Origin of the sequence: Micromonospora sp. NPDC048169 (assembly GCF_040652815.1) — a bacterium.
Taxonomy (GTDB): domain Bacteria; phylum Actinomycetota; class Actinomycetes; order Mycobacteriales; family Micromonosporaceae; genus Micromonospora.
The window spans coordinates 114,335-131,896 of sequence record NZ_JBEZMS010000012.1; the positions used below are offsets into that span (position 1 = coordinate 114,335).

16 protein-coding genes are annotated in these 17,562 nt (G+C 72.6%); 10 read left to right on the forward strand and 6 right to left on the reverse strand.

What is annotated here, in order from left to right; genetic code table 11:
- The first annotated feature begins 52 nt into the window (after nucleotides 1-52).
- Together nadC and AB0D28_RS13650 are read left to right on the forward strand one after the other, a co-directional pair.
- Nucleotides 53-949 carry a carboxylating nicotinate-nucleotide diphosphorylase gene (nadC, locus tag AB0D28_RS13645; RefSeq protein WP_357385498.1) on the forward strand — a complete coding sequence of 299 codons (897 nt, stop codon included), beginning with the start codon at nucleotides 53-55 and terminating at the stop codon, nucleotides 947-949.
- Between the two features lie 9 nt (nucleotides 950-958).
- Nucleotides 959-1,717, forward strand: a complete 759-nt coding sequence (locus AB0D28_RS13650) for a type III pantothenate kinase (RefSeq protein WP_013288955.1) — start codon at nucleotides 959-961, stop codon at nucleotides 1,715-1,717.
- A 94-nt stretch (nucleotides 1,718-1,811) separates the two neighbouring features.
- Here AB0D28_RS13650 and AB0D28_RS13655 read toward each other — a convergent pair whose 3' ends face one another.
- A complete protein-coding gene (locus AB0D28_RS13655; protein ID WP_357385500.1) occupies nucleotides 1,812-2,558 on the reverse strand; it encodes a class I SAM-dependent methyltransferase in 747 nt (248 codons plus the stop codon).
- A 94-nt stretch (nucleotides 2,559-2,652) separates the two neighbouring features.
- Here AB0D28_RS13655 and lysS point away from each other — a divergent pair, with 94 nt between their 5' ends.
- From lysS to AB0D28_RS13670, 3 genes are all read left to right on the forward strand, one after another.
- Entirely contained in the window at nucleotides 2,653-4,161 is a 1,509-nt protein-coding gene (lysS, locus tag AB0D28_RS13660) for a lysine--tRNA ligase (protein ID WP_357385502.1), read from the forward strand.
- 118 nt (nucleotides 4,162-4,279) lie between these two features.
- Nucleotides 4,280-4,630: an Lsr2 family protein gene (locus AB0D28_RS13665; protein ID WP_013288952.1), complete on the forward strand. Its 351-nt coding sequence runs from the start codon at nucleotides 4,280-4,282 to the stop codon at nucleotides 4,628-4,630.
- A gap of 551 nt (nucleotides 4,631-5,181) precedes the next feature.
- Entirely contained in the window at nucleotides 5,182-7,719 is a 2,538-nt protein-coding gene (locus AB0D28_RS13670; protein WP_064446770.1) for an ATP-dependent Clp protease ATP-binding subunit, read from the forward strand.
- Nucleotides 7,720-7,919: 200 nt separating this feature from the next.
- Here the strand turns inward: AB0D28_RS13670 and AB0D28_RS13675 are convergent, their stop codons facing one another.
- Nucleotides 7,920-8,819, reverse strand: a complete 900-nt coding sequence (locus AB0D28_RS13675; RefSeq protein WP_357385504.1) for an A/G-specific adenine glycosylase — start codon at nucleotides 8,817-8,819, stop codon at nucleotides 7,920-7,922.
- A 95-nt stretch (nucleotides 8,820-8,914) separates the two neighbouring features.
- Between AB0D28_RS13675 and AB0D28_RS13680 the strand changes: the two genes are divergently transcribed.
- The 3 genes from AB0D28_RS13680 to AB0D28_RS13690 all read left to right on the forward strand — a co-directional run bounded on the left by AB0D28_RS13680 (nucleotide 8,915) and on the right by AB0D28_RS13690 (nucleotide 10,863).
- Nucleotides 8,915-9,427, forward strand: a complete 513-nt coding sequence (locus AB0D28_RS13680; RefSeq protein WP_357385506.1) for an ACT domain-containing protein — start codon at nucleotides 8,915-8,917, stop codon at nucleotides 9,425-9,427.
- Nucleotides 9,424-9,987, forward strand: a complete 564-nt coding sequence (locus AB0D28_RS13685; RefSeq protein WP_357385508.1) for a peptide deformylase — start codon at nucleotides 9,424-9,426, stop codon at nucleotides 9,985-9,987. Before AB0D28_RS13680 ends, AB0D28_RS13685 begins: the two co-directional genes overlap by 4 nt.
- Before the next feature lie 105 nt (nucleotides 9,988-10,092).
- Nucleotides 10,093-10,863 carry a hypothetical protein gene (locus AB0D28_RS13690; RefSeq protein ID WP_357385510.1) on the forward strand — a complete coding sequence of 257 codons (771 nt, stop codon included), beginning with the start codon at nucleotides 10,093-10,095 and terminating at the stop codon, nucleotides 10,861-10,863.
- A gap of 8 nt (nucleotides 10,864-10,871) precedes the next feature.
- Here AB0D28_RS13690 and disA read toward each other — a convergent pair whose 3' ends face one another.
- The 4 genes from disA to AB0D28_RS13710 all read right to left on the reverse strand — a co-directional run bounded on the left by disA (nucleotide 10,872) and on the right by AB0D28_RS13710 (nucleotide 15,469).
- A complete protein-coding gene (disA, locus tag AB0D28_RS13695; RefSeq protein WP_357385512.1) occupies nucleotides 10,872-12,062 on the reverse strand; it encodes a DNA integrity scanning diadenylate cyclase DisA in 1,191 nt (396 codons plus the stop codon).
- Nucleotides 12,063-12,192: 130 nt separating this feature from the next.
- On the reverse strand, nucleotides 12,193-13,641 hold the full coding sequence (gene radA, locus AB0D28_RS13700) for a DNA repair protein RadA (RefSeq protein WP_357385514.1): 1,449 nt from the start codon (nucleotides 13,639-13,641) through the stop codon (nucleotides 12,193-12,195).
- 103 nt (nucleotides 13,642-13,744) lie between these two features.
- Nucleotides 13,745-14,497: a hypothetical protein gene (locus AB0D28_RS13705; RefSeq protein WP_357385516.1), complete on the reverse strand. Its 753-nt coding sequence runs from the start codon at nucleotides 14,495-14,497 to the stop codon at nucleotides 13,745-13,747.
- Between the two features lie 141 nt (nucleotides 14,498-14,638).
- Nucleotides 14,639-15,469, reverse strand: coding sequence for a UbiA family prenyltransferase (locus tag AB0D28_RS13710; RefSeq protein ID WP_357385518.1), 831 nt, complete (start codon nucleotides 15,467-15,469; stop codon nucleotides 14,639-14,641).
- Nucleotides 15,470-15,514: 45 nt separating this feature from the next.
- Between AB0D28_RS13710 and AB0D28_RS13715 the strand changes: the two genes are divergently transcribed.
- Both AB0D28_RS13715 and AB0D28_RS13720 read left to right on the forward strand, forming a co-directional pair.
- Nucleotides 15,515-16,270 carry a methyltransferase domain-containing protein gene (locus tag AB0D28_RS13715; protein WP_357385520.1) on the forward strand — a complete coding sequence of 252 codons (756 nt, stop codon included), beginning with the start codon at nucleotides 15,515-15,517 and terminating at the stop codon, nucleotides 16,268-16,270.
- 40 nt (nucleotides 16,271-16,310) lie between these two features.
- Nucleotides 16,311-17,477: an acyl-CoA dehydrogenase family protein gene (locus AB0D28_RS13720; protein ID WP_357385522.1), complete on the forward strand. Its 1,167-nt coding sequence runs from the start codon at nucleotides 16,311-16,313 to the stop codon at nucleotides 17,475-17,477.
- Nucleotides 17,478-17,562 lie beyond the last annotated feature (85 nt).

Genomic DNA, 17,562 nt, shown 5'->3' on the forward strand with positions numbered 1-17,562 from the left:
GAGTGAGCCGGTTTTGCGAGCCCCGCAGTCGCGAACGAAGGAGGCACAGTTCATGAGGGAGCCGACGGAGCGGGCGCTGCGGGAGGGTGGCCTGGACCCGGAGCGGGTCCGGCACGTCATCGTCGACACGCTGCGCGAGGATCTGGGGCCCGACTTCCTCGACGTCACGAGCGTGGCCACCATCCCGGACGAGCAGCACGACACGGCCGATCTGGTGGCGCGTGCCGACGGCGTGGTGGCCGGACTGCCGGTGGCCGCCGCCGTGTTCGAGCTGGTCGGCGAGGTGACCGGCGCGGGGCGTACGGTCGAGGTGTCGCTTGTGGCGCACGACGGGCAGCGGGTGACGCGCGGCGACGTGCTGGCGACCGTGACCGGGCCGACCCGGCTGCTGCTGACCGGCGAGCGCACGGCGCTGAACCTGCTGTCCCGCATGTCCGGCGTGGCAACGCACACCCGGGCCTGGGCCGACGCGCTCGCCGGCACGAAGGCGACGGTGCTCGACACCCGCAAGACCACGCCGGGCCTGCGGGCGCTGGAGAAGTACGCGGTCCGGGCCGGTGGCGGCACGAACAAGCGGATGGGCCTGTACGACGTCGCCATGATCAAGGACAACCACAAGCTCGCGGCGGGCGGGATCGCCGCCGCGTTCCGCCGGGTCCGGGACGCGTTCCCCGACGTCCCGGTGCAGGTCGAGGTGGACACGCCGGCCGAGGCGGTGGAGGCCGTCGAGGCGGGCGCGCGGTTCCTGCTGCTGGACAACATGACCCCGGCCCAGCTGCGCGAGGTGGTGGCGTCGGTGGGTGACCGGGCGGAGCTGGAGGCCACCGGCGGGCTGACGCTGCCGATGGCGGCCGAGTACGGCGCGACGGGCGTCGACTTCCTCTCGGTGGGGGCGCTCACCCACTCCTCGCCGATCCTGGACATCGCCCTCGACCTGCGCGCCGTCTAGGCTGCCGCTGTGCTGCTCTGCATCGACATCGGAAACACGAACACCGTGCTGGCGACCTTCGACGGCGACAAGCTGGTGCACTCGTGGCGGATCAAGACCGACGCCCGCTCCACCGCGGACGAGCTGGGCCTGATGTTCCGCGGGCTGCTCGCCGGCGACGCCGTGGAGATCACCGGCGTGGCCGCCTGCTCGACCGTGCCGGCCGCGCTGCGCTCGCTGCGCACCATGCTGGACAGGTACTACGCCGACCTGCCCAGCGTGATCGTCGAGCCGGGGGTGCGGACCGGCGTGCAGCTCGCCATCGACAACCCGAAGGAGGTGGGCGCGGACCGGGTGGTGAACACGCTCGCCGCGTACACGCTCTACGGCGGGCCGTCGATCGTCGTGGACTTCGGCACCACCACCAACTTCGACCTGGTCAGCAGCCGGGGCGAATTCCTCGGCGGCGCGTTCGCGCCCGGCATCGAGATCTCCTTCGACGCGCTGGCCGCCCGCGCCGCCCAGTTGCGCAAGGTGGAGGCGACCCGGCCGCGCTCGGTGATCGGCAAGAACACTGTCGAGTGCCTTCAGGCCGGGCTCTACTTCGGCTTCGCGGGCCAGGTGGACCGGATCGTCGAGCGCATGTCGGAGGAGCTGGGCGGCGTGAAGGCGGTCATCGCCACCGGCGGCCTGGCCTCGCTGGTGCTCGGCGAGTGCCACACCATCACCCACCACGAGCCGATGATCACGCTGATCGGCCTGCGGATGGTCTACGACCGCAACGTCTGAGGTGCAAGGAAGGGCCCCCTCTTAACGCCTCCGGTAGAGGAAGGGCCCCTTCTTAACGCCGCCGCTTCAACGCCGCCGCTTCAACGCCGCCGCTTCAACTCCGGCACGCCCGGAGCACCATCGTGCGGTACGGCAGCTCGACGGCGTCCCGGCCGGCCAGGTCGGGGTGGGTGGCGAACAGCTCCGCCAGCTCCGCGTCCACCCGCCGCCGCTCGTCCGCGTCGGCGGTCAGCCAGAACGAGCGGGTGTGCAGCATCGCCACCACCTCGTCCGGAGTGAGCGTGGTGGCGTGCGCGAACTCGCCCACCTCGACCGCCGTGAAGGCGGGGCCGAAGTCCGCGTACCGCTGGGTCACGTCGCCCGCGTTGTCGCCGAGGTGGGCGATCCGGGTCAGCTCCGCGACCCAGCCGACCCGCTCGTCGCGGATGTTCCAGACCGGCGCGAACGTGCCGCCCGGCCGCAGCACACGGGCCACCTCGGCGTGCGCCAGCTCCCTGTCGAACCAGTGGTAGGCCTGCCCGGCCAGCGCCGCGTCCGCCGACCCGTCCGGCAGCGGCACCGCCTCGGCGCTGCCGGCCAGCGCCGTCGTGCCAGGCGTGGCGGCGGCCAGCTGCGCCCGCATCCCCGGATCGGGCTCCACGGGTACGACCCGCGCCACCGGCCCGCTCAGCGCCAGCAGCCCTCGGGTGAGGATGCCGGTGCCGGCGCCGAGGTCCACCACCCGGGCGGCGTGCAGCCCGTCCAGCGCCCAGCGCAACGCGGCCTCGGGGTAGCGGGGACGGAACCGGTCGTACTCGGCCGCGGCGGCGCCGAACGAGAGGGCCGCAGTGGGGTCGGTCATGGCGGGCAGGTTATCCCGTAACGGCCGCCCGGGCGCTTGAGTACGCTCATGTGCTGACCCCGCCGATGTTCCCCAAGGCCTGAGGAAGCGTGCCGTGACCGAGCAGAACGCCCTGCCAACAGACCCCGCCGACGACCTTCCCGAGCAGATGAAGGTCCGCCGGGAGAAGCGGGACCGGATGCTCGCCGAGGGCGTCGAGCCGTACCCCGTGGGCTTCCCGCGCACCACCACGCTCGCGCGGCTGCGGGAGCGCTACGCCGACCTGCCCACCGACACCGCCACCGGCGACCGGGTCTCGGTCACCGGCCGGGTGATCTTCATTCGCAACACCGGCAAGCTCTGCTTCGCGACGCTGCGCGACGGTGACGGTACCGAGGTCCAGGCGATGCTCTCGCTGGACCGGGTCGGTGCCGAGCGGCTGGCGGACTGGAAGCGTCTGGTCGACCTCGGTGACCACGTCGGCGTGACCGGCGAGGTGATCACCAGCCGGCGCGGCGAGCTGTCCGTCCTCGCCGAGGAGTGGGCGGTGACCGCCAAGGCGCTGCGCCCGCTGCCGGTGGCGCACAAGCCGCTCAGCGAGGAGTCCCGGGTCCGCCAGCGCTACGTGGACCTGGTCGTCCGCCCGCAGGCGCGGCAGATGGTACGCACCCGGTCCACCGCCGTACGCAGCCTGCGCGACACCCTGCACGGTCAGGACTTCATCGAGGTCGAGACCCCGATGCTGCAACTGCTGCACGGCGGGGCGGCGGCCCGCCCATTCGTGACCCACAGCAATGCGCTCGACACGGATCTGTATCTGCGAATCGCGCCGGAACTGTTTCTCAAGCGTGCGGTGGTCGGCGGCGTGGACCGCGTCTTCGAGATCAACCGCAACTTCCGTAATGAGGGCATCGACTCTTCGCACTCGCCCGAGTTCGCGATGCTGGAGGCGTACCAGGCGTACGGCGACTACCACACGATGGCGGAGCTGACCCGAAATCTCGTGCAGCAGGCCGCACTGGCGGTCGCCGGCTCGACGGTGGTGACCCACGCCGACGGGCGTGAGTTCGATCTGGGCGGGCAGTGGCGGTCGGTGTCGCTGTTCGGTGTTCTTTCCGAAGCGCTCGGTGAGGAGGTCACCGTCCGCACCGAAAGGGCACGCCTCGTCGAGTACGCGGACAAGGTCGGTCTCTCGGTCGACCCGAAGTGGGGGCCGGGCAAGCTGGCCGAGGAGTTGTTCGAGGAACTGGTGGTGCCGTCCCTTCAGGCGCCGACGTTCGTGATGGACTACCCGGAGGAGACCAGCCCGCTGACCCGGGCCCACCGCAGCGAGCCGGGCCTGGCCGAGAAGTGGGACCTCTACGTGCTCGGATTCGAGCTGGGCACCGCGTACTCGGAGCTGGTCGACCCGGTCGTGCAGCGCGAGCGGCTGGTGGCCCAGGCGCAGCTCGCGGCGCGCGGAGACGACGAGGCCATGCGGCTGGACGAGGATTTTCTCCGAGCGATGGAGTATGGAATGCCGCCGTCCGGAGGCATGGGAATGGGAATCGACAGGCTGCTGATGGCACTGACGGGGCTCGGAATTCGGGAAACGATCCTGTTCCCGTTGGTCCGGCCCGAGTAGGCGCTCCGCAAGCCTTCTCCGGCTCGTTACCCGGTCCTATTGACGGAGCAAGCGCCGGACGGGTTATTGTGCTCGGGGTATTGCAGGAGCACAACCCTGCTCGAAAGGAATGTAGGACGTGGCCAAGCAGATCATTCACAAGCTGGTCGATGACCTGGACGGTGGGGACGCTGACGAGACCGTCAAGTTCGCGCTCGACGGGGTGCAGTACGAGATCGACCTCTCCGCATCCAACGCCGGTAAATTGCGTGACGTATTCGCGCCGTACATCGCGAACGGAACGAAGGTCGGTCGCGGGGGTGTGGTCGTGGGTGGCCGGGCCGCTCGGGGCCGGGGCGGGGCGACCGCCGACCGCGAGCAGAACCGGGCCATCCGCGAGTGGGCCAAGAAGGCCGGCAAGGACATCTCCGACCGGGGCCGGATCCCGCAGGAGATCGTGGACGAGTACCACGCGAAGGCGGGGCACTGACCCCACCCTCGTCACGGGCGACGCGACGCCGGACCGGAGTGCCACTCCGGGCCGGCGTCGCCGTTTCCGCGTCGGTGTCCTGTTGCGCGCTGGTGTCCTGTTTCCGCGTCCGCGTCCCCGACCGGTCGCGCGGTCCCGTTTCGGCCGCGCCGCGCCGGCTGGCCGGTGCGGCCCGAGCGGGCCGGCCGGTCCACGGTCGGGGAAGAAATCTCCGCCGGGGACGGTTGTCCACAGGCGGTGGAGACTGCGTCCACAGGCTGTGGACGACCCGGCGGACGCGCCGGCGACGCACCGGGTCCACCTCGACCGGCCGTTCGGCCGCCGGTCGAATTTCGCTCTGCGCGTACAGGCAGGGGTCCCGGAACACCTCCTGAGCGTGGACGGTTGTCAGAAACGACGCCGGAACGGTCATTCGCGGGGGCACACGACCTCAGCGGAGGCGGTCCGCGGCGATAGAGTAAGGAGGCACGGACGCCCGTCCCGGACGTCCGCGCACCGGCCCCGCCGAGATCTGACCATCAAGGCGCACGGCACGTGAGGAGCACGAGGGCATGTTCGAGCGGTTCACCGACCGAGCGCGACGGGTTGTCGTCCTGGCCCAAGAAGAGGCCCGGATGCTCAACCACAACTACATCGGTACGGAACACATCCTGCTGGGCCTGATCCACGAGGGTGAGGGTGTCGCGGCAAAGGCCCTGGAGAGCCTCGGCATCTCCCTGGAGGGCGTGCGTCAGCAGGTCGAGGAGATCATCGGCCAGGGCCAGCAGGCGCCGAGCGGGCACATCCCGTTCACGCCGCGGGCCAAGAAGGTGCTGGAGCTGTCGCTGCGCGAGGCGCTGCAGCTCGGCCACAACTACATCGGCACCGAGCACATCCTGCTCGGCCTGATCCGCGAGGGCGAGGGCGTCGCCGCCCAGGTCCTGGTGAAGCTGGGCGCCGACCTGAACCGGGTGCGCCAGCAGGTCATCCAGCTGCTCTCCGGCTACCAGGGCAAGGAGCCGGCCGCGGCCGGCGCCGCGCCGGGCGAGGCCGCGCCGTCGACCAGCCTCGTGCTGGACCAGTTCGGCCGCAACCTGACCCAGGCCGCCCGCGAGGGCAAGCTCGACCCGGTCATCGGGCGCGAGAAGGAGATCGAGCGGGTCATGCAGGTGCTGTCCCGCCGCACCAAGAACAACCCGGTGCTGATCGGTGAGCCCGGCGTCGGCAAGACCGCCGTGGTGGAGGGCCTGTCCCAGAAGATCATCAAGGGCGAGGTGCCCGAGACGCTGAAGGACAAGCAGCTCTACACGCTCGACCTCGGTGCCCTGGTCGCCGGTTCCCGCTACCGCGGCGACTTCGAGGAGCGCCTGAAGAAGGTGCTCAAGGAGATCCGCACCCGGGGCGACATCATCCTGTTCATCGACGAGATCCACACCCTCGTCGGTGCGGGTGCGGCCGAGGGCGCGATCGACGCCGCCAGCATCCTCAAGCCGATGCTGGCCCGTGGTGAGCTGCAGACCATCGGCGCCACCACGCTCGACGAGTACCGCAAGCACCTGGAGAAGGACGCCGCTCTGGAGCGTCGTTTCCAGCCGATCCAGGTGGGTGAGCCGTCGCTGGCCCACACCATCGAGATCCTCAAGGGCCTGCGGGACCGCTACGAGGCGCACCACCGCGTCTCCATCACCGACGCCGCCCTGGTCGCCGCCGCGACGCTGGCCGACCGGTACATCTCCGACCGGTTCCTGCCGGACAAGGCGATCGACCTGATCGACGAGGCGGGTGCCCGGATGCGCATCCGCCGGATGACCGCGCCGCCGGACCTGCGCGACTTCGACGAGCGCATCGCCCAGGTGCGCCGCGACAAGGAGTCCGCGATCGACGCGCAGGACTTCGAGCGGGCCGCGCAGCTGCGCGACACCGAGAAGCAGCTGCTGGGCCAGAAGGCGCAGCGGGAGAAGGAGTGGAAGGCCGGTGACCTGGACGTCGTCAGCGAGGTCGACGACGAGCAGATCGCCGAGGTGCTCGGCAACTGGACCGGCATCCCGGTCTACAAGCTGACCGAGGAGGAGACCTCGCGCCTGCTGCGCATGGAGGACGAGCTGCACAAGCGCGTCATCGGCCAGGAGGACGCGGTCAAGGCGGTCTCGAAGGCGATCCGGCGTACCCGGGCCGGCCTGAAGGACCCGAAGCGCCCCTCCGGCTCGTTCATCTTCGCCGGCCCATCCGGCGTCGGTAAGACCGAGCTGTCCAAGGCGCTGGCCGAGTTCCTGTTCGGCAGCGAGGACGCCCTCATCCAGCTCGACATGTCGGAGTTCCACGACCGGTACACCGTGTCCCGGCTCGTCGGTGCCCCTCCCGGCTACGTCGGCTACGACGAGGGCGGGCAGCTCACCGAGAAGGTGCGTCGCCGGCCGTTCTCGGTGGTCCTCTTCGACGAGATCGAGAAGGCCCACCCGGACGTGTTCAACACGCTCCTCCAGATCCTGGAGGACGGGCGCCTCACCGACGGCCAGGGCCGGATCGTGGACTTCAAGAACACGGTCATCATCCTGACCACCAACCTCGGTACGCGTGACGTCGCCAAGGCGGTGTCGCTGGGCTTCCAGGCCTCTGAGGACTCCGAGTCGAACTACGACCGGATGAAGCAGAAGGTCAACGACGAGCTCAAGCAGCACTTCCGGCCCGAGTTCCTCAACCGGATCGACGACACCATCGTCTTCCACCAGCTCCGCGAGACCGAGATCCTCTCGATCGTCGACATCATGATCCAGCGCATCGAGACCCAGCTGCGCAACAAGGACATGGGTCTGGAGCTGACCGACAACGCGAAGAAGTACCTCGCGAAGAAGGGCTTCGACCCGGTGCTGGGTGCCCGGCCGCTGCGCCGCACGATCCAGCGCGACATCGAGGACAACCTGTCCGAGCGGATCCTGTTCAACGAGCTGACCCCGGGTCAGATCGTGGTGGTGGACTGCGAGGGCGACCCGGAGAACATCGACAAGTCCAAGCTCGTCTTCCGGGGTGCGGACCGGCCGGACGCCGTGCCGGACGCGGTCCCGGCGGACCTCGGCGGCACCGCCGCCACCGGCGCGGACGACGCCGCATAACGAGAGCACGAAGGGCGACGGCCCCGGTAGGCGAAAGCCACCGGGGCCGTCGCCTTTCCCATGCCCACCCACCCCACCCCACCCGCCCCGCCCCTACCCGGTTGATCAAGGAGTTTGTGTCTCCCGATGGGCTTCTCGGGGACACAAACTCCTTGATCACCGCTTGCGGTGAGGGGGCGGGGCGGGTGGGTGGGGTGCGGTCAGGGGAGGGGGAGGGCGGGGCCGTCGCCGGCCAGGCGGAACGACTCCTCGCCAACCGGTTCCACCAGGCCGTCGGTGACCAGGCCGGCCAGGGCCCGGGCCCGCTGCACGTCGTCGTGCCAGACCTGGTCCAGCCGCTGGTGCGGCACCGGGCCGGTGGACTCCCGCAGCACCGCGAGCAGCAGTCCGCGTACCTGCCGGTCGGTGCCCGCGTAGCGCTGCGGCCGGCGGGTCGGTCCGGCCGGGGCGGCCTGCCCGGAGGCCCGCCAGGCGCAGCTCGACTCGACCGGGCAGACCGCGCAGCGCGGCGTACGGGCGGTGCAGACAACGGCGCCGAGTTCCATGAACGCGGCGCTGGCGAGCGCGGCGGCGGCCGGCTCGATCGGCAGCAGCTCCTCGGTGGCGACCAGGTCGGCCGGGCGGGTGGTGGGGCCGGCGTCGGGTTCTCCGGCGATCGCCCGGCACACCACCCGCCGGACGTTGGTGTCCACCACCGGGTGCCGCTGCCCGTACGCGAACGCGGCGACCGCGCGGGCCGTGTACGTGCCGACACCAGGTAGCGCCAGCAGCTGGTCGAGCCGGTCGGGCACCACGCCGCCGTGCCGTTCCACTATTGCCACCGCGCACTCGCGCAGGCGGATCGCCCGGCGGGGGTAGCCGAGCCGCCCCCACATCCGGATCGCCTCGGCCGGGGTGTCCTCGGCGAGCGCGCGCGGCTCGGGCCAGCGGGCCAGCCATGCCTGGAAGGCGGGTACCACCCGGACCACAGGGGTCTGCTGGAGCATGACCTCGCTGACCAGGATCGCCCAGGCGCCGATGCCGGGCTTGCGCCAGGGCAGGTCGCGGGCGTTGCGCTCGTACCACCGGCTGACCAGGGTGGCGAATGTGGGCTCGGACATCGCGCCGCCGATCATGTCACGACTGCCTTTCCCGCAGGTTGGGCGGGCGGGTGGCCGGTGTCGATCGATCATGGACGACGGGGCAGAATGTCCGAATGAACGAGCTCGCGATCACCGTCATCGGCCGGGACCGGCCGGGCATCGTGGCCGACGTCGCGGAGGTCCTCGCCCGGCTGGGCGCGAACCTCACCGACTCGACGATGACCCGGCTGCGTGGACACTTCGCGATGACCCTGATCTGCGTTGGCCCGGCCGCCGCCGACGTCGAGGCCGCGCTGGCCCCGCTCGCCGCCGACGGTCACCTGCTGGCCACCGTACGCGCTGTCACGCCGGACGGCGGCAGCGAGCCCACGGGCGAGCCGTACGTGCTGGCGGTGCACGGCGCGGACCGGATGGGCATCGTCGCGGCGATGACCCGGGTGCTCACCGACGCGGGCGGGAACGTCACCGACCTGAGCACCCGGCTGACCGGCTCGCTCTACGTGGTGGTCGCCGAGGTCGAGTTGCCGCCCGGCGTGTCGGACGAGGTGGCCGGCCGGCTCACCCGGGTCGCCGCGGATCTGGGCGTGGGGGTCAGCCTCCGCCCGGCGGACACGGATCTGCTGTGACCGGGCCGGAGTACGCGGGCCTGGGCGGCTGGACACCGGAGAAGCTCGGCGTCTCCGGTGCGGTGCGTCCGGTGGTCACGGCCCCGGAGCCGGTGCTGAGCCAACCCGGCCCGGAGGTCGACCCGACGTCTGCCGAGGTGGTGCGCCTCGCCGCCGACCTGGTGGCCACGATGCGCGTCTCGCCCGGCTGTGTGGGCCTGGCGGCGCCGCAGGTGGGGGTGAGCGCGCAGGTGTTCGCGGTGGACGTGACGGGGCATCCGAAGGCGGTCACGGTGCACGGCACGTTCGTGCTCTGCAACGCCCGGGTGGTGGAGGCGTCCCGGTGGAAGGCCGGCCGGGAGGGCTGCATGTCGGTGCCGGACCTGACCGGCGATGTGAAGCGGGCCAGCCGCCTGGTGGTCGAGGGTGTGCTTCCGGGCAGCGGCGAGCCGGTCCGGCTGGTGACCGACGGCTTCGAGGCGCGTGCGCTCCAGCACGAGATCGACCACTGCGCGGGGCTGCTCTTCCTCGACCGGGTGGCCGGCGCGCACGCGATCTACCAGCGCAAGGTCTACCTCTGACGGTGATCGTCGCACTCCACTGTGGACGGCTGTCCGGGTGCCGCGGCGGGTTCCCGGCGCGTCGGACCGGCGAGCCGTGCGCCGCGCGGCTACGGTAGGCGCATCATGCGTCTGACGGTCGGCCCCCTGCCCCCTGCCGTGTACTGGCGGCGTCGTGCCGTCGTGCTCGGAGCAGGGCTGCTCTTCCTGATTGTCCTGCTCTATTCCTGCACCGGCACGGACCGCAACACCGGTGCGCCGGGTACGGACCCGTCCCCGAGCGGTTCCGCCGGCGCTCAGCCCGACCCGTCCGGTTCGGTGCTGACCCCGCAGTCGGGCGGCCCGTCACCGACGGCCGGCGACAGCGGCGGCGGCGCGAACACCGGCGGCGGCACCGGCGACGGTGGCGCGAGCAGCGGCGGCGCGAACACCGGCGGGGGCGTGAACAACGGGGGTGGCAACGGCAACGGCGGCGCCACCGGCCAGCCGGTCTCCGATGACGGCACCTGCACCGACTCCGAGTTGCTGGTGACGCCGGTGGCGGTGCCGCCCACCGCCCAGCGGGGCACTGTGGTCACGCTGCGCCTCAAGGTCAAGAACGTGTCGAACCGTACGTGCAGCCGGGACGTCGGCGCCGATCTCCAGGAGCTGTACCTGAAGTCGGGCGCGGAGAAGGTCTGGTCGTCGGACACCTGCGGCACCGGCAAGGGCTCGGACGTGCAGTCGTTCACGCCGAACTTCGAGCGCTCCTACGAGCTGGGCTGGAACGGCCGGCGGGACAACAGGTGCGCCAACGGGGTCGCGAGCGGTGAGTTCGCCGCGATCGGGGCGTACCAGCTGTTCGCCCGGGTCGGCACCAAGATCAGCGAGCCGGTGAAGCTGACTGTCACCGGCTGAGCAGTCGGTCAGACGTACCGTTCGAGGATGCTCGCCTCGGCGAGCCGGGACAGGCCCTCGCGGACGCCACGGGCGCGGGCGTCGCCCACGCCCTCGACCGCCTGGAGGTCTTCCACAGTCGCGCCGAGCAGCCGCTGGAGGCTGCCGAAGTGCACCACCAGCCGGTCGACCACGGCGACCGGCAGCCGGGGCACCTTCGCCAGCAGGCGGAAACCGCGCGGGCTGACCGCCGCGTCGAGCGCGTCCGAGGCGGACGGGTAACCGATCGCCTTCGCCACCGCCACGAGGTCGATGAGTTCGGTGGCGCTGAGCAGGTCGAGCTCGACGAGCGCCTCGTCGAGCGTGCGCGACTTGCGGCCGGTCGGCAGGTAGTCGCGGATGACCAGGGTGCGGTCGGCGTCCACGCCGGCCATCAGCTCGTCGAGCTGAAGGGCCAGCAGGCGGCCGTCGGTGCCCAGTTCCACCACGTAGCCGGCGATCTCGTCGGCGATCCGGCGGACCATCTCCAGCCGCTGCACCACCGCCACCGCGTCGCGGACGGTGACCAGATCCTCGATCTCCAGCGCGGAGAGCGTGCCGGAGACCTCGTCCAGCCGCAGCTTGTAGCGCTCCAGCGTGGCGAGCGCCTGGTTGGCACGGGACAGGATGGCTGCCGAGTCGTCCAGCACGTGCCGCTGGCCGTTGACGTAGAGGCTGATGATCCGCATCGACTGGCTGACCGAGATGACCGGGTAGCCGGTCTGCCGGGCCACCCGCTCGGCGGTGCGGTGCCGGGTGCCGGACTCCTCGGTGGGGATGGACGGGTCGGGCATCAGGTGCACGCCGGCCTGCACGATCCGGGTGCCGTCGCTGGAGAGCACCACCGCGCCGTCCATCTTGCACAGCTCCCGGACCCGGGTGGCGGAGAACTCCACGTCCATCGGGAAGCCGCCGGTGCAGATCTGCTCGACCACCTTGTCGTAGCCGAGCACGATCAGCGCGCCGGTGCGGCCGCGCAGGATCCGCTCCAGGCCGTCGCGCAGGGCGGTCCCGGGCGCCATCAGGGCGAGATTGGCGCGCAGCGGGTCGGCGCCGGCCCCGCCGCCGACGCTTCCGTTGACGCTCACGCTGATGGCACGAGCGGTGTTGCCGCTCACGGCGCCGGTACGGGCGTGCGGCGTCGCCGTTGCGGGCTTTGTGGCATCGCGGTCGATCGGCACGGGCACAGTCTACGGACTGCCATGCGGTGGGTGCTCTCGTGGTTACTGTGATGTGTCACGATGCCCGGCTCGGGCGGGTCGGTGCGGCCTGCGTGGCCTGCCCGGAAACGCCCGGCGGATCCCACCCGTGTCACTCCGCCGACGCGCGGGCGGCCGCCTGGAGGGCGGCTCGCACGTCGGTGACCTCGATCACCCGCATGTTCTCCGGCCCGGCGCCGCTGCTCTCCGGCCCGCAGCCGGGCGGCACGAGGGCCAGCCGGAAGCCGAGCCGGGCGGCCTCGGCCAGCCGGCGGGGGACCGCGCCGACGCGGCGGACCTCGCCGGTGAGGCCCACCTCGCCGATGGCCACCAGATGCGGGTTGAGCGCCAGGTTGAGCCCGCCGGACGCGACGGCGAGCGCCACGGCCAGGTCGGCCGCCGGCTCCACCACCCGGATGCCGCCGACGGTGGCGGCGAAGACCTCCCGGTCGTGCAGCGTGAGCCGCTCGGTGCGGCGCTGGAGAACCGCGAGGACCATGGCGAGCCGGGCGCTGTCGAGGCCGGAGACGGTGCGCCGGGGCGAGCCGGCGACAGTTGCCCCGATCAGCGCCTGCACCTCGGTCACCAGCGCCCGGCGCCCCTCCATCGCCACCGTCACGCAGGTGCCCGGCACCGGCTCGGAGTAGCGGGTCAGGAACAGCCCGGACGGGTCGGCCAGGCTGCTGATGCCGCCCTCGTGCATCTCGAAGCAGCCCACCTCGTCGGCCGCGCCGAAGCGGTTCTTCACGCCGCGCACCATGCGCAGCGAGGAGTGCTTGTCGCCCTCGAAGTGCAGCACCACGTCGACCAGGTGCTCCAGCACCCGGGGACCGGCCACCTGGCCGTCCTTGGTGACGTGCCCGACCAGCACGGTGGCGATGCCGCGCTCCTTGGCCACCGCGACCAGCGCGGCGGTGACCGCGCGGACCTGGGTGACGCCGCCCGGCACGCCCTCGGTGCCGGTGGTCGAGATGGTCTGCACCGAGTCGAGCACCAGCAGCCCCGGCTTGACCGCGTCGAGGTGGCCGAGCACCGCCGACAGGTCGCTCTCGGCGGCCAGGTAGAGCTGGTCGTGCAGGGCGCCCATCCGCTCGGCGCGCAGCCGCACCTGGCTGACCGACTCCTCGCCGCTGACCACCAGCGACGGGCTGCCGGCACCGGCCGCCCACTGCTGGGCCACGTCGAGCAGCAGCGTCGACTTGCCCACGCCGGGCTCACCGGCGAGCAGCACCACAGCGCCGGGAACCAGCCCGCCGCCGAGCACCCGGTCGAGCTCGCTGACGCCGGTGGGGCGGGCCCGGGCGGGCGCGGCGCTGATCGCGGCGATCGGCCGGGCCGGCTCGGCCGGCATCCGTGAGCTGACCACCCGGCCGGAGACCATGGGACCGGTGACCGTGCACTCGACCACCGAGCCCCACTCGCCGCACTCGGGGCACCGGCCCACCCACTTCGGCGGCTGGTGGCCGCAGGCGTCGCACTCGTAGGCCGGGCGGGGTTCGCGGGTGGCGGCGCGACCGCGGCCGGCGCCGGCACGGGAGGGGGTCGATCGGGACGAGGTCACCACCGGACGCTAACCGGCCCGTACGACGAAAGCCCACCCGAAACGGCGACACCGCCGGCGTGGCGCTGGCCACGGCGGCGGTGCCGACGGAAGGAGGGGGAGGTCAGTGGCCGCCCTCGGCGCCGCCGTCCTCACCGGCGTGCTCACGCGGGTTCACGATCTTCGACGGCGTGGCCTCCGCCGTCAGCGGGATGCCGATCGGGGCCGGGGTCTTGACGACCTTGCCGTCGCCGAAGTCGAAGGTCAGGTTGACCTGCTGGCCGACGAGCAGCTTCTCGTTCAGGCCGACGAGCTGGAGGAACCGCGGGTTGCCGGCGTTGAGCTGGGCGTAGCTGAGCGCCGGGATCTCGATCCGGGCCGGCTGACCGGCGGGCGCGGACTCGCTCTCGCTCGGCGACGGGCTGGCCGACGGCGACCCGGTCACCTCCAGCGACTGGCTCGGCGAGGCGCTCGGGTCGGACGCGGTCGGCGAGGTGGTCACCGGCTCGGTGGGCGAACCGGTCGGGGTGGCCGCGCCGCTCTCGCCCGCGCCGGAACCGGTGAGCACGATCTCCCGCGCGCTGTCGGTCGTGACCGTCACGGTCACCGGCTTCTCGCTGTCGTTGTAGATCACCACGTTGACCGGCGCGTTCGACCCGGCCTCGTAGCCCTTCGGGCCCGGGAACTGCACGTAGAGCCCGCGCACCTTGTAGAGGTTGTCGGAGGTCTGGACGTTGACGCCCTGTACCGACGGGATCTTGTTGGCGGTCTCGGAAATCTGCCCGGCGCCGCACCCGGACAGCAGCAGGCTCGCCGCCGCCGCCGTGCCGGCCAGCAGCAGGGCCGGCCCCCGGGAACCCCTGATCGAGCGCGTCACGTCGGTCCTCCTCGTCACGATCCCCGCCCGGTCGACCACCGGGCACGGGGTGGCCATACCCGCGCAGACCGCGCTCCAGGGTAGTTGGAGCTGATCGAGGCCCGCACGCGGACCCGGCAATACCACCTCGGAGGGAGCTGCTCAGACCACCCGGCCGCTCGTCACCAGCAGCACCACATCGATGAGCGCCACCACCAGCACAGCCCGGAAGGCGGCCGCCGAGCGTCCGGGCGCGGAGCGTCCCGCGTACCAGCCGGCCGCCGGCACGGCGACGGCGGCGGCGACCGCCGACAGGCCGGTCCACGACGGCGGCCCGGGCGGGCCGAGGACCAGCGTGACAGTGGCCGCGAGCAGCAGCCCGGCGGCGGCCAGCCGGCTGCCCACCGGCCCGATCCGGTGCGGCAGCCCGCGCACCCCGGTCCGGGCGTCGTCGGCCAGGTCGGGCAGCACGTTGGCGAAGTGCGCGCCGGCGCCGAGCAGCGCGGCGGCGGCCACCAGCCAGACCGGGGGCGCCGGCGAGCCGGGCAGCGCGAGCACCACGAACGCGGGCAGCGCGCCGAACGAGACCGCGTAGGGCAGCACCGAAACCGGCGTCGACTTCAGCGGCCGGTTGTAGAGCAGCGCGGAGACCAGGCCCAGGGTGGCGCAGGCCGCCGCGGCCGGGCCGCCGGCCAGCGCCAGCAGGGGCACGGCGAGGGCGGCCACCGCGGTGGCGCGGGCCAGCGTCGGCCGGGCCACCGCGCCGGTGGTCACCGGTTTGTCGGTACGCCCCACCGCGGCGTCCCGGTCGGCGTCGATCAGGTCGTTGCTCCACCCGACCGCGAGCTGACTGGCCAGCACCGTCAGCCCCACCGCGACGACACCGGCCGCGGAGTGCCCGACACCGGCGGCGAGCAGCGCGGCGACCACGGTGACCGCCGCCGCCGGCTCCGGATGGCTCGCCCGGACGAGCCCTGACACCCGTGTCGACATACCGGAAGTCTGGTCGTTACCGGGCAGTCGTGCCACGCTCGACGCATGCCCGACGCGTCCCCGGTGTCCACTCCGTACCGGGTGCTGCCGCCGAACGACCCCCGGCAGTACGACGACCTGGCCGGCGAGTGGTGGCGGCCGGACGGAGCGTTCGCGATGCTGCACTGGCTGGCGCGGGCGCGCGCGGCACTCGTGCCTCCGTCGTCCACGCCGGACGATCCGCTCGTCGACCTGGGTTGCGGCGCCGGGCTGCTGGCGCCGCACCTGGCCGGGAAGGGCTACCACCACGTCGGGGTGGACCTGACCCGCTCCGCGCTCGACCAGGCCGCGAAGCACGGCGTGACCGTGATCCAGGGCGACGCGACGGCGGTGCCGCTGGCCGACGGCTGCGCCGCGGTGGTCTCCGCCGGGGAGGTGCTGGAGCACGTACCGGACTGGCGGCGGGCGGTCGCCGAGGCGTGCCGGCTGCTGCGACCCGGCGGCCTGCTGGTGCTGGACACGCTCAACGACACGCTGCTGGCCCGGCTGGTCGCGGTGGAGCTGGGCGAACGGCTGCCCACGGTGCCGCGTGGCATCCACGACCCGCGGCTGTTCGTCGACGCCCGCGCACTGGTCGCCGAGTGCGCCCGGCACGGCGTGTCGCTGACGGTGCGCGGGGTCCGCCCGGAGCTGGGCGGGACGCTCGCGTGGCTGCTGCGCCGCATGCGCGGCGGCGACCGTCCGGGCCGGACCGAACCGCGCATCGTGCCGACCCGGTCGACGGCGGTGCTGTACCAGGGCTGGGGGCGCCGGAGCGGGTAGCCGGGGCCGCCCGGGGTAAAGGACGCGAGAAGGGGGCGACATGACTGTGCACGCGCTGGAGGCGGCCCGCCGGTTGGCGCCGCGACTGGCCGCCCGCGCGGCCGGGCACGACCGGGACGGCTCGTTCCCCGTGGACGACTTCGCGGACCTGCGGGAAGCAGGGCTGTTCGGCCTGATGGTGCCCCCCGAGCTGGGCGGCGCGGGCGCGAGCTTCGCCGAGTACGCAGCTGTCGCCACCGAACTGGCCCGGGGCAACGGCGCGACCGCGCTGGTGTTCAACATGCACGCCTCGGTCACCGGGGCGCTGGGCGCGGTCACCGAGGAACTGGCCGAGGCGCTCGGCGTACCGGACGAGGCGCTGGCGGCGCGGGACCGGTTGCTGCGCGCGGCGGCCGCCGGCGCCTGGTACGCGGTCGCGATGAGCGAACGCGGCGCCGGCGCCCGGTTGTCCCAGCTCAGCACCGTCTACGAGCCGGTCGAGGGTGGCTGGCACATCAAGGGCAGCAAGACGTTCTGCTCCGGGGCCGGCCACCCGGACGGCTACCTGGTGGCCGCCCGCAGCGCCGCCGACCAGTCGGTGGTGTCGCAGTTCCTGGTCCCGGCCGGGGACGGGATCACCGTCGAGCCCACCTGGGACTCGCTCGGCATGCGGGCCACCTCCTCGCACGACGTGCACCTGGACGTGACGGTCCCGGCCGACCGGCTGCTCGGCGGCGTCGAAGGGCTGGCCCTGGTCGTCGCCCAGCTCATGCCGCACTGGCTGGTGGCGAGCTACGCGGCGGTCTACGTCGGCGTGGCCCGGGCCGCCGTCGACGCCGCGGCCGAGCACCTCAACGCGCGCAACCTGGCCGGCCTGCCCGCCGTGCGGGCCCGTCTGGGCCGGGCCGACGCGGCCACCGCCGCCGCCGAACTGGTGGTCGCCGAGGCGGCCCGGCGGGTCGACGAGGCGCCCGGCGACGCCGAGACGAACCGCTGGGTGTGGCGGGCCAAGCTGCTCGCCGGCACCACCGCGGCCGACGTCGCGGCCTCCATGCTGGAGGCGGCGGGCACCTCGGCGACGCGGCGTGGGCATCCGCTGGAGCGGCTCTACCGGGACGCCCGCTGCGGTTCGCTGCATCCGGCCACGTCCGACGTGTGCGCCGACTGGCTCGGCATCGCCGCGCTGGGCGGCGACCCGGACCGCGACAGCACGCTCCCTCGTTGGTGAGCGCGAGGAGTGAGCCGGTTTTGCGAGCCCCGCAGTCGCTGACGAAAAGCGGCACGGTGACCAGAGTCGGTGCGAGTGAAGGGCG

Bases quoted from the DNA above. Each gene is read 5' to 3' on its own strand.
- AB0D28_RS13655 (WP_357385500.1), bottom strand. From the start codon at position 2,558: ATGACCGACCCCACTGCGGCCCTCTCGTTCGGCGCCGCCGCGGCCGAG.
- AB0D28_RS13680 (WP_357385506.1), top strand. From the start codon at position 8,915: ATGAACGAGCTCGCGATCACCGTCATCGGCCGGGACCGGCCGGGCATC.
- AB0D28_RS13710 (WP_357385518.1), bottom strand. From the start codon at position 15,469: ATGTCGACACGGGTGTCAGGGCTCGTCCGGGCGAGCCATCCGGAGCCG.
- AB0D28_RS13715 (WP_357385520.1), top strand. From the start codon at position 15,515: ATGCCCGACGCGTCCCCGGTGTCCACTCCGTACCGGGTGCTGCCGCCG.
- AB0D28_RS13690 (WP_357385510.1), top strand. From the start codon at position 10,093: ATGCGTCTGACGGTCGGCCCCCTGCCCCCTGCCGTGTACTGGCGGCGT.
- AB0D28_RS13675 (WP_357385504.1), bottom strand. From the start codon at position 8,819: ATGTCCGAGCCCACATTCGCCACCCTGGTCAGCCGGTGGTACGAGCGC.
- AB0D28_RS13720 (WP_357385522.1), top strand. From the start codon at position 16,311: ATGACTGTGCACGCGCTGGAGGCGGCCCGCCGGTTGGCGCCGCGACTG.
- nadC (WP_357385498.1), top strand. From the start codon at position 53: ATGAGGGAGCCGACGGAGCGGGCGCTGCGGGAGGGTGGCCTGGACCCG.
- AB0D28_RS13670 (WP_064446770.1), top strand. From the start codon at position 5,182: ATGTTCGAGCGGTTCACCGACCGAGCGCGACGGGTTGTCGTCCTGGCC.